The organism is Mesorhizobium sp. CA8, assembly GCF_020164955.1.
Lineage (GTDB): Bacteria > Pseudomonadota > Alphaproteobacteria > Rhizobiales > Rhizobiaceae > Mesorhizobium.
This window is the reverse complement of record NZ_JAIUHG010000001.1, coordinates 340,951-355,464: the sequence shown is the minus strand read 5'-3', so window position 1 is coordinate 355,464 and position 14,514 is coordinate 340,951. Positions and strand designations below refer to the sequence as shown.

General features: G+C 63.8%; 11 protein-coding genes and 1 tRNA gene. 7 read left to right on the top strand and 5 right to left on the bottom strand.

Annotation, left to right across the window (positions count from 1 at the left end):
* Positions 1–34 precede the first annotated feature (34 nt).
* Both LB553_RS02050 and LB553_RS30635 read right to left on the bottom strand, forming a co-directional pair.
* Positions 35–718, bottom strand: a complete 684-nt coding sequence (locus LB553_RS02050; protein WP_224510052.1) for a Crp/Fnr family transcriptional regulator — start codon at positions 716–718, stop codon at positions 35–37.
* Between the two features lie 435 nt (positions 719–1,153).
* A complete protein-coding gene (locus LB553_RS30635) occupies positions 1,154–1,552 on the bottom strand; it encodes a hypothetical protein (protein WP_224510051.1) in 399 nt (132 codons plus the stop codon).
* Between LB553_RS30635 and LB553_RS02040 the strand changes: the two genes are divergently transcribed.
* From LB553_RS02040 to LB553_RS02025, 4 genes are all read left to right on the top strand, one after another.
* A complete protein-coding gene (locus LB553_RS02040) occupies positions 1,520–4,927 on the top strand; it encodes a S8 family serine peptidase (RefSeq protein ID WP_224510049.1) in 3,408 nt (1,135 codons plus the stop codon). The two genes, LB553_RS30635 and LB553_RS02040, sit on opposite strands and share 33 nt — an antisense overlap.
* Positions 4,920–6,437: an MBL fold metallo-hydrolase gene (locus LB553_RS02035; protein WP_224510048.1), complete on the top strand. Its 1,518-nt coding sequence runs from the start codon at positions 4,920–4,922 to the stop codon at positions 6,435–6,437. The genes LB553_RS02040 and LB553_RS02035 overlap by 8 nt, the downstream gene beginning before the upstream one ends.
* 135 nt (positions 6,438–6,572) lie before the next feature.
* Positions 6,573–6,743: a hypothetical protein gene (locus LB553_RS02030; protein WP_224510045.1), complete on the top strand. Its 171-nt coding sequence runs from the start codon at positions 6,573–6,575 to the stop codon at positions 6,741–6,743.
* Between the two features lie 110 nt (positions 6,744–6,853).
* Positions 6,854–6,928 (top strand) — tRNA-Val (locus tag LB553_RS02025).
* 67 nt (positions 6,929–6,995) lie between these two features.
* Here LB553_RS02025 and LB553_RS02020 read toward each other — a convergent pair.
* Positions 6,996–7,676, bottom strand: coding sequence for a phosphoglycolate phosphatase (locus LB553_RS02020; protein ID WP_224510041.1), 681 nt, complete (start codon positions 7,674–7,676; stop codon positions 6,996–6,998).
* 158 nt (positions 7,677–7,834) lie between these two features.
* On the opposite strand from LB553_RS02020, the gene rpiA reads away from it, so the two are divergent.
* The 3 genes from rpiA to gor all read left to right on the top strand — a co-directional run bounded on the left by rpiA (position 7,835) and on the right by gor (position 10,676).
* On the top strand, positions 7,835–8,530 hold the full coding sequence (gene rpiA, locus LB553_RS02015; RefSeq protein WP_224510038.1) for a ribose-5-phosphate isomerase RpiA: 696 nt from the start codon (positions 7,835–7,837) through the stop codon (positions 8,528–8,530).
* Positions 8,531–8,551: 21 nt separating this feature from the next.
* Positions 8,552–9,169, top strand: coding sequence for a DUF2059 domain-containing protein (locus tag LB553_RS02010; RefSeq protein WP_224510035.1), 618 nt, complete (start codon positions 8,552–8,554; stop codon positions 9,167–9,169).
* A 118-nt stretch (positions 9,170–9,287) separates the two neighbouring features.
* On the top strand, positions 9,288–10,676 hold the full coding sequence (gene gor, locus LB553_RS02005; protein ID WP_224510032.1) for a glutathione-disulfide reductase: 1,389 nt from the start codon (positions 9,288–9,290) through the stop codon (positions 10,674–10,676).
* 108 nt (positions 10,677–10,784) lie between these two features.
* Here the strand turns inward: gor and mgtE are convergent, their stop codons facing one another.
* Together mgtE and LB553_RS01995 are read right to left on the bottom strand one after the other, a co-directional pair.
* Positions 10,785–12,149, bottom strand: a complete 1,365-nt coding sequence (gene mgtE, locus LB553_RS02000) for a magnesium transporter (RefSeq protein ID WP_224510030.1) — start codon at positions 12,147–12,149, stop codon at positions 10,785–10,787.
* 280 nt (positions 12,150–12,429) lie between these two features.
* Positions 12,430–14,319, bottom strand: a complete 1,890-nt coding sequence (locus LB553_RS01995; RefSeq protein ID WP_224510028.1) for an ABC transporter ATP-binding protein/permease — start codon at positions 14,317–14,319, stop codon at positions 12,430–12,432.
* Between the last annotated feature and the right edge of the window lie 195 nt (positions 14,320–14,514).

Here is a 14,514-nt window from a genome sequence, read left to right as displayed (position 1 = left end):
ACAGAATCAGGGCGAAAGTCGCCGAGCCTGATGTTCAGTCGTCGTCCTGCGATTCGGCGATGTGGTTCAGCGCGGCGACGTTGGTGATGCGCAGCCCGCCGCGCTTGATGGCGATCATCTGGCGGTTGCGCCAATCGTTCAGCGTCTTGTTGACCGATTCGCGCGTCGCGCCAAGGAATTCGCCGAGCTCCGATTGCGAAATCGGAATCCAGCCGGCGCTATCGGCCATGACGCCGCTCAGGAACACCAGCCGCTTTGCCAGCCTCGCTTCGATGCCGAAAAAGGCCTGATCGCCCAGCTCGCCGCTGACCCAGCGCAGCCGCGTGCACAGCAATTCGATCATCGCGCGGGCCAGAGGCGGATTTTTCTCAATGCGATCAAACAGTTGCGTCCGGCTTAGCGAAACCAGCTCGCAGGCGGTGAGGCAGATGGCGGTCGCCGTGCGCGGGCGCCCGTCCAGCGCCCCGATCTCACCGACCAGGCTGCGCGACAGTTCGATATTGGCCACCAGCTTCTGCCCGCCGGGCGAATAGAGCGAAATCTCGACGGTGCCGCTCATCACGCCGTAGATGCGGTCGGACGCATCCTCCTGCACGAACAAATGCTGGCCGGCGGCATAGCGCTCCAGCTTGCAGCCGCTGAACAGCAGGTCGAACTGGCGCGGGTCGATGCGCGCCAGGCGCGGCAGGTTCCTGTCGTCCGCGCCGTTTGTAGCCATGATACGATTCCGCCTCTCGTTAAGCGGAAATTGTAGGATAAGTGCGTGCTCGATCAAAGCGTCGTCTCCTTCTGTGGTGGCTGACCGAATTCGGCAGGCGGCGGACGAGATTCCGATGTCACGCCCGACACGCCGAAATTGGGCAAGCCGGCAAACTGTATGGAGATCTGGCGCACTGGCGGCTGCGGGCCGATCCTTGGGAACGCCGTCCGCGCGCTTGGGTGGGAGGTGCCCATGCGCGCAGACAGCAAATCTGAAAATGGCTAGGTGATCGAAATTTCTTTTCGAGAAACCGGTGCAGTATCTGCGCGCAGATCCTGTTTGGCGTATGTGAAGGCGCTCACAGATGTGCATGTCCGGCGGAGCGACTGTCGTTTCTGAATATGCGGGTTCATGTCTCGATCGGCTTTGCTTTGAAAGAGGCTGCATCATTGCCTACTCGGCAAAGAGATCAATCGAAGCATGGCAGGAACCTTGGCTTGACTGGAGCGGATGGTCGGCGCCATGGTTCGCATTGGGGAGGGGCACGCCATGGCAGCCGTGAAGGGACTCCTTGTCAAGGTTCGTGGCGACGGCGCGGGACTCGCCTTGCGAGGCGGGCCGCTCCGGATTGGCGGAATCGAAGCCGTACCAATCCTTGCTCTCCCGCCTGGTGTTGATAGCGCAGGTCCGGCCGCGACCGGGGATCGCGGCGCCACCTGGCTGCGGCTGCCCACGGATGCCGCCGATACGGACAATCCCTGGGACCACGCCCACGATCTTCTTGGCCGCACTCCAGCGCTTGCGGCCGCAGGCGGCGAGGTGCTCGCGATCGAGCCCGACATCCAGCAGCAATGGGATTACAGGAACGGCGCCGGCGACCGCGGCATGGCGGCAAGCGCCAGTCCCGTCTGCGCTTTCGACGATCAGGACCCGCAGGGCGGACAGGCGGTGGTCGCGGGGCGCATCGCCTGGAATGCCGCGCCGGACTTCAGCCAGTTCGCGGCGGCGCGCAACAGGGTGGGCGCCAAGCAGGCCAACATCACCATCGCCCATCTCGATACCGGTTTCGATCCGGGGCACCAGACCCTGCCAGTTGGGCTTCTTACAGAGAAGCAACGCAACTTCGTCGACGACGGGACCGGTCCGGACAACGCAACCGATCACGCTCCGGCAGGCACGCTCACCAGCAATCGCGGCCATGGCACCGGCACGCTCAGCCTGCTTGCCGGCAACAAGCTCGACGGCTCCTCGCCGCACTGGCCGGGCTTCACCGATTTCGTCGGCGGCGCGCCGCTGGCGAAGATCCTGCCGGTGCGCATCGCCGACTGGGTGGTGCGGCTGACCACCGGCACCATGGTGCAAGGTATCGACTATGCGCGCCAGCAGGGCGCGCAGGTGCTGTCGATGAGCATGGGCGGCCTCGCCTCGCAGGCCCTGGTCGATGCCGTCAACCTTGCCTACGAGCACGGTCTGGTCATGGTCACGGCGGCCGGCAACAATTTCACCATCACGCCGCGCAGCATCGTCTATCCGGCGCGCTACAACCGCGTGCTCGCGGCCTGCGGCGTGATGGGCGACGGGCGCGCCTATGCCGGGCTCGGTCTCGGCACCATGCAAGGCAATTACGGGCCGCCTTCCAAGATGAACACGGCGCTCGGCGCCTACACGCCGAACGTGCCTTGGGCCGAAATCGATTGCCGCAAAGTGGTCGACATGGACGGCAAGGGCACATCGGCGGCCACCCCGCAGGTCGCCGCCGCGGCCGCACTGTGGCTCGCCGAGCATTGGGACGTGGTGAAGAATTATCCTCAGCCTTGGATGCGCATCGAGGCGGTACGCAAGGCGTTGTTCGCAAAGGCCTTGAAATCGACTGCCAAAATGAATGCGGCGGAGACGAAGGAGAAGATCGGGCAGGGCGTGTTGCGGGCTCTTGATGCGCTGGACTTCCTGCCGCCGGCGGCGGGGAGCCTGACGAAGCTTGCCCCCGCCACTTACACATGGAGCTGGCTCGACCTTCTGACCGGCGGGAATTCGTTGGCGCCGCTATCGCCGTCGATGATGCGACAGCGGATGATGTTTGCACTGGAGCTGACCCAGATGGCGCAAGCCTCGGCGGCAATCGAACAGACGATCGCCGACCCGGACGGCGATCCGGATCAGGTTTCGGCCGCGGCACGCAACCGCTTCCTCGAAGCGGCGCTCGACCAGGGCAAACCGTCGAAGCCGCTCAAGGCGTTTCTGGAAGATTTGCTCGGCCGGCCCGGCGTCAGCGCAGCGGTTCCCGCACCGGTCATTGGCACCGCGCCGGCCATCAGGCGCAAGCCGCGGCCGCTGCCGCCGCCGCAACGGCGCCTGCGCATCTATGCGCTCGATCCGTCGGTCGCCAAGCGGCTGGATTCGGTTTCGGTCTACCAGGCGACACTTTCGGTGCCGTGGGACGACGAGCCGGCGACGGACAGGCCGCTGCTGCCCGGTCCGATCGGCGAATATCTCGAAGTGGTCGATGTCGACCCCGCGTCCGACCGCGTCTATTATCCGGTCGTTCTCAACGACAAGGTGCTTCTGGCGCAGGACGGCCTGCCGCCTTCGGAAGGTAATCCGAAATTCCACCAGCAGATGGTCTACGCGGTCGCCATGACCACGATCGGCCATTTCGAGCGCGCCCTCGGCCGGCGGGCATTGTGGGCGCCGCATTACGCCGAGGCTCCCGGCCGCACCGGCGACATGACGGTGAAGGCGCATTATGTGCCGCGCCTGCGCATCTACCCGCATGCGTTGCGCGCCGAGAATGCCTATTACAGCCCGGAAAAGAAGGCGCTTCTGTTCGGCTATTTCCCGGCGACCGGCAATGAAGGCGACGTCACCACGCCCGGAACGACGGTGTTTTCGTGCCTATCCAGCGATATCGTCGCGCATGAGATGTCGCATGCGCTGCTCGACGGGCTGCATCGCCGCTTTCAGGAAGCATCCAACCCGGATGTCCCGGCCTTCCACGAGGCCTTCGCCGATATCGTCGCGCTGTTCCAGCATTTTACGCTGAAGGAACTGGTCAGCTTCGAAATCGGCAAGGCGAGGGGCGAATTGTCGGCCGCCTCTCTGCTTTCCGGTATCGCCAAGCAGTTCGGCGAAGGCAGCGGCAGGGCCGGGCCGTTGCGCGAATATGGCGGCGCCGGCATGGCCGACCTCGACTACGACAAGTCCTTCGAGGCGCATGATCGCGGCTCGATCCTGGTCTTCGCGGTCTACCAGGCCTTCCTGGCGATCACCTACCGGCGGACTGACGATCTGATCCAACTTGCCACCGGCGGCTCCGGCATCCTGCCGGCGGGAACCTTGCATCCGAGCCTGGTCGAGCGCCTGACCGACGAGGTCGCCAAGACCGCGAGGCAGATGCTGACCATGTGCATCCGGGCGCTCGATTATTGCCCTTCCGTCGACATCACCTTCGGCGAATATCTGCGCGCCCTGATCACTGCCGACCGAGACGCCTATCCGGACGATCCGCTCCACTATCGCCTGGCCTTCCTGGAATCGTTTCGCAAATGGAAGCTGTTGCCGCGCGACGTCCGCACCATCTCGGAAGAGACGCTGGCCTGGAGCGCGCCAGAGGACCCGTCGCCTGCCTGGCTGAAGGGGCTGCTCAGCAAGATCGACCTCGGCTGGAACCAGAAATTGAAGCGGGCCGAGATCTTCGCGCTCAACGACAGGAACCGCTATGCGCTGTGGAAGGCGATGCACAAGGCCTTCGCCTCCGATCCGGACCTCTACAAGCAGTTCGGCCTGCTGCCCGATCTGCCGCGCTACAATGAGGACGGCACGGTCATGCATGCGCCCAAGAAAGGCGAGACGACCTTCGACATCTACAGCGTGCGCCCGACACGCCGCGTCGAGCCGGACGGCTCGTTTCGGGTCGAGGTGGTGGCCGTGATCCAGCAGCGCATTCCGGTTGCGCTGGACGGCACGGCGATGCCCCAAGGCATGGCCAAGGGCGACGGCTTCTTCTGGTTCCGCGGCGGCGCCACGATCATCATCGACCCGCGTGAGGGGTTCGAGGAGATCCGCTACTCCATCATCAAGAACACCGGCAGCACGGACCGGCAGAAGCGTCAGGCCGGGACGATGGCGGCCAATTATCTGTCGCCGCTGCGAGCGCTCTATTTCGGCGGCGAAGTGTCGGAGCCCTTTGCCTTGCTGCACGCCAGCGACGGAGACGACGACCATGTCTAGAAAGCCGGCGACGAGGACTAGGCCGGCAAAAACGGCCGCGAAGCCGGTATCGGGCGTTACCGTGCGGCATTATTGCCAAGGGATCGGCGATTGCCATCTGCTGACGTTCAAGAAGGCGGATGGAAAGCCTTTCCGCATGCTCATCGATTGCGGCATTCATGTTTCGGTCGCGGGCGGCCCAGCGCTGGTCGCCGACATTGTCTCCGACCTCAAGAAAGAGACCGGCGGCAAGATCGACGTCCTCGTCGTCACGCACGAACACTGGGATCATGTCTCCGGGTTCCTGACCGCCAAGGACCTTTTCAAGGATTTTGTCGTTGGCGACGTCTGGATGGCGTGGACCGAAAATCCCGCCGACGCCGAGGCCGCGGAGCTCGACAAGTTCAAGGGCCAGGCGATCGCCGCGCTGCAAGGCGTGGGTCAGAAGCTCGACGCAATGCAGGGGCTCAGTTCCTACATGGCCGGCGTCCGCGACGGGCTGCAATCGGTGCTCGGCTTCCAGTTCGGCGCGGCCGGCGAGCGGGTGCGCTCGGCCCGCGACGCAGCGGCCAGGCTTTCGCAAAAGCCGTCACCGACCTATTTCGAGCCCGGCGGGCCGCCGGTGACGATCGACGCATTGCCCAACCTGCGCGTCTATGTGCTCGGCCCGCCGCGCGACAAGGCGGCGCTTCGCCTGGAGGAAAAGGCGAGCGAGATGTTCCCTCTGGCCAGCGGCGGCCCGTTCGCGCGGGCGCTGGCAAGCGGCCTCAAGGTCAACGAGGCGACCGATGCCGATTACGTCGACGAGCTCAGTCCGTTCGAGCGCAATGTCGGCACGCCGCTTTCCGCGGCGCTCACCGGCGACAAGGGCAGCGACCCGGCTATCGACATCGCCGCCTTTGTCCGCAAGCACTATTCCGGACCGGTTTCGGCCGCGGCATCCATTGAAGACCGCGACCAGTCCTGGCGGCGCATCGACGCCGATTGGATGGGGATCGCCGCCGACCTTGCTTTGCAGCTCGACCGCGGCGTGAACAACACCAGCCTGGTGCTAGCCTTCGAGTTCACCGACTCGGGCCGGGTGCTGCTGTTCCCGGGCGACGCCCAGATCGGCAACTGGCTGAGCTGGAAGGATCTGAAGTGGCCGGTCGGGCAGGGCACCGTCACATCGGCCGATCTTCTGGCGCGTACCGTCTATCTCAAGGTCGCCCATCACGGCAGCCAGAACGCCACGCCGCAGAAACAGGGTTTCGATCTGCTGACCAGCGCTGACCTGTCGGCCTTCATCCCCACCAACAAGCTCGACGCCTTGAAAGTGCACTGGGGCGAGATGCCCTATGAGGGCATCCTGACCGCGCTCGATGCAAAGACCAAGGGCCGCGTCATCCGCGCCGATGATCCTTGGCTGGCGGACAAGAACGGAAAGCCGGCCTTTGCCGCGCCATCCGGTTCGATCCAGGCGGTGCGCAGTCTGCCGCGCGACGCTACCGGGGGACCGGGCGGGCTGTGGGTGGAAGTGGATCTGGTCTAGGACCACCGGAACGCCGCCGCGCGGCAGGCGCTGATCAGTACGGCCTCAAGACCGATTGCGAAAAATCGAAAACCGATTTATGGAGCGAGCGGCTGAGTGAGGGCGGCCACTCAACACATTGCACAAGGTCGCCCCATGCCCGATCAATTCTCGCGCGTCATCGCTTTCCTTGCGGTGGTCACAGCCCTGCTGTTTGCCGGGCTGCATTTCCATCAAGGCCACATCATCGCCACGCTCTATTTCATGACCGGCGCCGTTCTGGTGACGGCCGTGACGCGCATGAATGTGAGGCGGGGGCTGATTTAGCATGCTGTGCGATCGACGTTTTCCGACTTGGAAGATCGTCGGCAGATCGCCTTGACTTCGAGAGCTTGCCTACCTTATATCGCGGCTCGCTTGGCCTTCGGGCAACGAGCGGGCGATTAGCTCAGCGGGAGAGCACACCCTTCACACGGGTGGGGTCGCAGGTTCAATCCCTGCATCGCCCACCATCCAACGTTCTGAAAAAGTTGGATGATCCGACGAGTTTCCACCAAATCCAGTTTGGTTGTTAGCCGCTCAGCGCGCCGCAGCGATCAACCGCTCCGCCAGTTGCGGCGTCAGCGTGTCGAAGTGCGAGATCACCAGCGTAGGCTCGAATTCGCGCACATGGCGATCTGTGTAGCCGAAATCGACCGCGACCACGGGAATGCCGGCCGCCTTGGCGGTGTCGATATCGGTCTGCGAATCTCCGACCATGACGGCGTTGTGCGGATCGCCGCCGGCGAGCCTGATCGTCTCGGTGAGGTGGCGCGGGTCGGGCTTGCGGAAGGCGAAGGTGTCCTGGCCGCAGATCGCGGCAAAGTAGTTCGACATGCCAAGCGCGCCGATCAGCGTCGCGGAATTCGCTTCATATTTGTTGGTGCAGACCGCCATCAGATAACCCGCGGCCTGAAAACGATCGAGCGCAGCGATGACGCCGGGGTAGGGGCGGGATTTGCCGGGAATGTTCAGCGTATAATGGTCCAGGAACAGCTTTAGCAGCCGATCGTGCTCCTCGGCCATCAGTGTCTTGTTCTGCGCGGCATGCGCGCGTTCGATCATGACGCGCCCGCCATGGCCGACGAAGCGCCTGAAGCCGGCCTCATCGACAGCGGCAAGATCGTTTGCCGCCAGGCTGTGGTTGAGGCTGTCGAGCAGGTCGGGCGCGGTGTCGATCAGCGTTCCATCCAGGTCGAAGACGATGATCGGGCGAGTCATGGGCGGTCCTGCGGCAATTGAGTTGCCGCAGCCGATACAGGCTGGGCCGGGTTCAAGCAAGAAGCCTCGATCGGTCCACAGAGGCTTTAACGGGAGCCTTTGACGGGGCAGGCAAAAATGCTAGGAGGCGCGCGAAACCGGCGAAATCGGGGCTTCCCATGGATGCAAGGCAGTTGAAGGTCGAAGCCGCGCGGGCCGCGCTCGCCCATGTCGGCAGCGGCATGCGGCTCGGCATCGGCACCGGCACCACGGCGGAAGAATTCGTGCGGCTGCTGGCCGAGAAGGTTGCGACCGGCCTCAAGGTCATCGGCGTGCCGACTTCCGAGCGCACCGCGGCGCTCTGCCGCGAGCTCGGCGTTCCTCTGTCTACACTGGAAGACACGCCGGAGCTCAACCTTACGATAGACGGCGCCGACGAGATCGACCTGGACCTGACCTTGATCAAGGGCGGCGGCGGCGCGCTGCTGCGCGAGAAGATCGTCGCGGCGGCGTCCGATCGCATGATCGTCATTGCCGACAAGTCCAAGCTGGTCGAGACCCTCGGCCGGTTCCCGCTCCCGATCGAGGTCAACCAGTTCGGCCTTCGCGCCACCGAGATCGCGGTTCGAGCCGCCGCGGCAAAGCTCGGCCTTTCCGGCCCGGTTACATTGAGGATGACGGGGGGCCAGCCATTTGTTACAGACGGCGGCCACTTTATCCTCGATGCATCTTTTGGCCGCATTCCGGATACAAGAGCGCTTTCGAATGCTCTCTTCGCCGTTCCAGGCGTTGTCGAGCACGGTCTATTCATCGGGCTGGCGTCAACGGCCATCATCGCCGGCGGCGACGGTATCGAAACCGTCCATGCAGCCTGAAACCAGGGAGTTCTACTGACTATGATGTTGTCTAAACGAGTTCGCCGCCTTTCGACGCTTCTGGCGGCCTCGGCCGTTCTTGCGCTGTCCTCGCCGGTGTTTGCACAGGACGTCAGCGAATCGCATTTGAAGGCCGCCCGCGCGGCGGTCGCAGCGATCCACGCCACGGACTCTTTCGACAACATCCTGCCGCAGGCGGCAGCGGCACTGGAATCACAGCTCATCCAGAAGAACCCCGACATGCAGGAGCTGATCGGCAAGACCGTGACCGAGAAGGCGCTTGGCATGGCTTCGCGGCGCGCCGACCTCGAAAAGGAGGCAGCCATGGCCTATGCCAAGGTTTTCTCCGAGAAAGACCTCAATGACATCGCCACCTTCTACAGCTCCGAAGCCGGTAAAAAGCTGCTCGACAGCGGACCCGCGGTGACGCGCGACCTCGTGAAGGCCGCCGACATCTGGCAGAACGGCGTTGCCCGCGACCTAGCGCAGCAGGTCGGCGAGACGCTTGCCGCCGCGGCCAAGGCCAAGGCGCCGGCGGCACCGGCTCCGGCCGCCACGGCGCCCGCCGACGGCGCCGCTCCGGCCGACAATTCAGCCCCAGCCGACAATTCGGCTCCTGCGGACGACTCGCAGAACTGATCTACATTACAGGCCCACGACCACTGGACCACAAAGCCCGGGGTTCCCCGGGCTTTTCTTTTACCGCTTGTCAGCCTACCTGTGACCCCCGACTTTCTCATCCGCAGGAGCCCAAGCGATGGCCGCTTATGACTATGATCTGTTCGTCATCGGCGGCGGCTCAGGCGGGGTGAGGGCGGCCCGGGTGGCGGCGGCCCTCGGCAAGCGGGTCGCCATCGCGGAGGAGTACCGGTTCGGCGGCACCTGCGTCATCCGTGGCTGCGTGCCGAAGAAGCTCTACGTCTATGCTTCGCAGTTTCCCGAACATTTCGCCGACGCGGCCGGCTATGGCTGGACCGTGCCCGAGGCGAGCTTCGACTGGCCGACGCTGGTCGCCAACAAGGACAAGGAAATCGCGCGGCTCGAGGCGATCTATAAGAGGAATGTCGAAGGCGCCGGCGGCGAGACCTTTCATTCGCGCGCAGTGCTCGTCGACGCGCACAGCATCTATCTGGTTGCCGAGGACCGCACGGTCAGCGCCGACCAGATCCTGATCGCCACCGGTGGCCGTCCGGCCCCCCATCCGGCGCTGCCAGGCCATGAATATTGCATCTTCTCCAACGAGACCTTCGACCTCAAGGAACTGCCGAAGGCGATCATGATCGAGGGCGGCGGCTACATCGCCGTCGAATTCGCCAACATTTTCCACGGCCTGGGCGTCGACACCACACTGGTCTATCGCGGCCAGGAAATACTCAGCCGCTTCGACATGGATCTGCGCCGCTCGCTGCATGAGACGATGGAGAAAAAGGGGATCAAGATCCTGTGCCCCGCGGTTTCGGAATGGGTGCGCAAGTCCCCGGAGGGCAGGCTGGACGTGTTGCTGTCATCCGGCCAAACACTGACGGTCGACCAGGTGATGCTGGCGATCGGACGTATTCCCAACACCGAGAATATGGGCCTGGAAGGCGTCGGCATCGAACTCGGCAAGACGGGCGCAATCGTCGTCGACCGATACTCACGAACCAATTTCGACAACATCTGGGCGATCGGCGACGTCACCCATCGCGTGCAGCTGACGCCGGTCGCCATCCACGAGGCCATGTGCTTCATCGAGACCGCCTTCAAGGACAATCCGACCGCGCCGGACCACGACTCCATTCCGACGGCGGTGTTCTCGCAGCCGGAGATCGGCACCGTCGGCCTGTCGGAAGACGACGCGATCAAGCGCTTCTCCGACGTCGAGATCTATCGCGCGTCATTCCGTCCGATGCGGCACACGCTGTCCGGCCGCGACGAGAAGATGCTGATGAAGCTGGTGGTCGACGGAGCGTCCAGGAAGGTGATCGGCGCCCATATTCTGGGCCCCGATGCCGGCGAGATGGCGCAGCTTCTCGGTATCCCGCTGAAGGCTGGCCTCACCAAGGAGGACTTCGACCGCACCATGGCCGTGCATCCGACCGCGGCCGAGGAGCTGGTGACGATGTACAAGCCTACCTATCGCGTGAAGAACGGCGAACGGGTCTGACATTCAGCTGGTCTGCAATTGGATGGGCGCTTCCCGACGCGATCTATGGTGAGCAAGCCCGATGATGAGACAAGCCGCCTCCGGCAACGCCGGCGGCGATAGAGCGTTTTAAAGCAGCGTGCCGCGCAGGATCACCAGCGCCACCGAGAAGTAGATCACCAGCCCGGTGACATCGACCAGCGTGGCGACGAACGGCGCCGAGGCGCTTGCGGGATCGAAGCCGATGCGCTTCAGCGCGAAGGGCAGCATCGATCCCGACAGCGAGCCGAAGGTGACGATGCCGACCAGCGCCGCGCCCACCGTCGCCGCGATCAGCATCCAGTGCGGACCGTAGTCGTAGAAGCCGAAATGTTGCCAGAGCGCGATGCGGCAGATGCCGACGATGCCGAGGATCGAGCCGAGCACCACCCCGGTCGGCAACTCGCGCAGCGCTACCCGCCACCAGTCGCGCAGCCCGATCTCGCGCAACGCCAGCGCGCGGATGACGAGCGACGTCGCCTGCGAGCCGGAATTGCCGCCGGAGCTCATGATCAGCGGGATGAACAGCGTCAGCACGATCGCCTTCTCCAGCTCGCCCTCGTAGCTCTGCATGGCGTTTGCCGTCAGCATCTCGCTGAGGAACAGCGCGCAGAGCCAGCCGGCGCGCTTCTGGATCATGGCGAGGAAGCCCATCTTCATATAGGGTTCGTCCAGCGCCTCCATGCCGCCGAAACGATGCACGTCTTCGGTCGTCTCCTCGATCATCGTGTCGATAATGTCGTCGACGGTGACGATGCCGAGGATCCTGCCGTGATCGACGACAGGCAAGGCCAGCAGGTCGTATTTGGAGATGGTCTGCGCCAGGGTCTCGCGATCGGTGAGCGGCGTCACCGTCACCGGCATGCGGTCGGGCGCCACCGACAGGATCGAATCCTCGGGGTTGCCGGTGATCAGCCGGCGCAATCCGGTCGAACGCAGCAGGAGCTGCGTGTCCGGATCGACGATGTAGATGGCGTAGATGGTTTCGCGCGTGCGCTCGACTTTGCGGATGTAGTCGAGCGTGCGGCCGACGGTCCAGTCCGAAGGCACGCTGACGAATTCCGTCGTCATGATCGAGGCGGCACTGCCTTCCGGGTATCCCAGGATGGACAGCAGCGTCGCCCGCAGCGGCGGCGCCAAGGCGCCGAGCAGCTCCGAGCGGGCCGGTTCGTCCAGCTCGCGCAGGATGTCGGCGGCGCGGTCGACCGACATGGCGGTCAGGAGCTTGCTCGCCTTCGGGCGCGGCAGGGCCTCGGCAAGTTCGGGTGCTGCTTCGAGCTCGGGCTGATCGAAAATCTCGACCAGCCGCTCGAACGGCACGGCGCAGAGAAGCTCGATGGCTGTCTCGCGGGGCTCGTGGTTGAGGGCTTCGACGACGTCGGCGACGTGATCGTTGGCAAGAACACGGGCTACGGCGACGGCTTCGTCGTCCAATACGGGTGCGAATTCGTTCATGGCTCACTCCATGCCGTCCGGCAGGACGTGAGCCGTCAGGTCACGTCAGGGCGGACGGCGGTTGCGTTCGACTGTGACTGTCGCCAGGCATGGCGGGTTGACCTTTCTGCTCGCGGGGTTCGAGTTTGAATTTGGCGAGCGGGCGCAACATAGGAGCCGTTCTTGCCGAGTCAATCACGAAGGGCGCTGAAAAGGGATGCGGGGAGGCCGGATCGCGAGACTGTGATCGAAGACAGCCCGAGCCGGGCTACGGTCGCCGGTCAAAGGCTTGGTATGACTGCTATTTCTGCTTCAGCCGGCGGAAGCGCAGCCACTTGTCCTCGACTGGCCGGGGCTGGGTGAGAATGGTGGTGAGCTCACGCGGCAGGCTGGGCGCAAGCGGCTTCTTGGTGGCAACGCCGTCGGCGATCGAAACCACGCTGTGGTAGAATTCCTCGCCGGACAGCGAGCGCGGCGCCACCGCCTCGTGCATGACGCTGATGACGGTGACGTTCGGGCAATTGTCCTTGATCGCCTGGTGGAAAGCGATCTTGCCTTCGGGGTCGAGCGCACCGGTCGCCTCGTCGAGGAACAGAAGTCCGGGCTGCTGCAGGATAATGCGTGCGACCACCAGCTTCTGCTTCTGGCCGCCCGAAAGCACCTGGTCCCAGATCTTGCCCTCGCGGCTTTCGTCCGCCAGGTGGCCGATGAAGTCGCCGAGACCGGCCTTGTGCAGGGCGGCCGCAACCTGCGTGTCGCTATGATCGCTCTCTGAACCCGGCAGGCAAACGAGCTGCTTCAGCGAAACCTGCTGCAGCTTCACTTCCTGCGCGGCGTAGAAGCTCGTCACGCCCTCGGGAAAGACGATGGTGCCGCGGCCATAGGGCCACAGGCCGTTGATCGCCTTGATCAGCGAAGTCTTGCCGCAGCCGGACTCGCCCTTGAGGAAGGTCCATTCGCCGCGGCGGAAGCGCAGATTGGCGGCGCTGAGGAAGGGCGTCGCATCTTCGCCCTGATGCGCCAGTTCGAGCTTCTGGATGCTCAGGCCGAAGACCGGATTCTGGCTGCCGTAGCTGAAATCGGAGCGGCCGGTCTGCTGATAGAATTCGCGCGGGTGCTGGACATTTTCGATGGCGTCGGCGAGTTCGGTCACGCGCTGGCTGTTGGCCCTGAGCGTCGCAATCGCCGGCATCACATGGATGAACCACGAGCACTGGCTGATCAATTGCGCGACCATTTCGGAGCCAGTGATGTAGCCCTTGTAGTCGAGACGGTTGTGGATGAACGACACGAGGCCCGGGGCGTAGGCAACGATACGGGCGCCGACAAAATTGTAGATCAGCTCGAAGGACGTGTAGCTCGTGTTGACGATATTGAGCCGCCCCCACGTCTTGTCGATATCGACATAGAGCCTGTCATGCATCGACTTTTGCACGCCCTCGCCATGCGAGGCGGCGACATGGAAGCTGCGGCGCAGGAATGTCGTCAGCTCGCTGCGGTAGCTGCCCTCGGCCTGCTGCATCCGCACATTGAGCCGCTCGAGCAATCGCCCGAGCTTGATGGCGATCCAGGTATTCAGCGGCACGTAGGTGGCGACGGCAAGGAAAGCCAGCACCGCCGTGCCATAGCTGCCCAGGAATTCCAGGCCTTTGACCTCGACCGAGGATCCGATCAGGTTCTCGCCGACGAAATAAAGCGAAGTCGTCACACCCAACACGCCCATGGCAAGGCCGATGGCGCCGCCGGTCATGTCCTTGATCGATTCCTGGATGCGCTGATCGATGTTGTCCGGAGCGACGATGCCGCCCGCCACCGAGCCGTGCTGCGCATGGAAATGGGTATGGTTGCCGTCGAGCAAGGCCCGGTTGAACTGGTTGTTCAGCCAGCCCCGCCATTTGCGGTGCAAAGTCGTCGAAACGAGATTGCGCACGCCGGTAAGGCCGGCATCCTTCAGCACCACCAGCAGCACCAATATGCCGCCATTGGTCAGAATGGTCTGCAAGGGGTGAGTGTTGGCGGCGTCGTGCAGGAAGGCGATCGAATTGCCCAGCTCGCCCAGCGCCACGGCAAACCAGACACCTGCCTTGCTGGACAGCGCCGTCAGCAGCGCGATGACGATGGTGAGGGTCCAGGCTTCCTTCCACCGGTCGGAAAACCAGTAGGCTCGCATAAGCCCCCAGAATGTACGCATCGACGATACCGGCGTCAGAGACGAGGTCTTTGCCTCGCTGGATATTGGCTCCGGTATTGTACGTCGCGGTCTACCGACCCGAATCACGATCCCGCCCAAACCTTTCTTAGTTTTGTTACACAGGGTAACACCAATTGATCATCTTCCATTAATTTTCTGGCGGAGAATGTGAACAAGGTTACCCGCCGTGGCGCG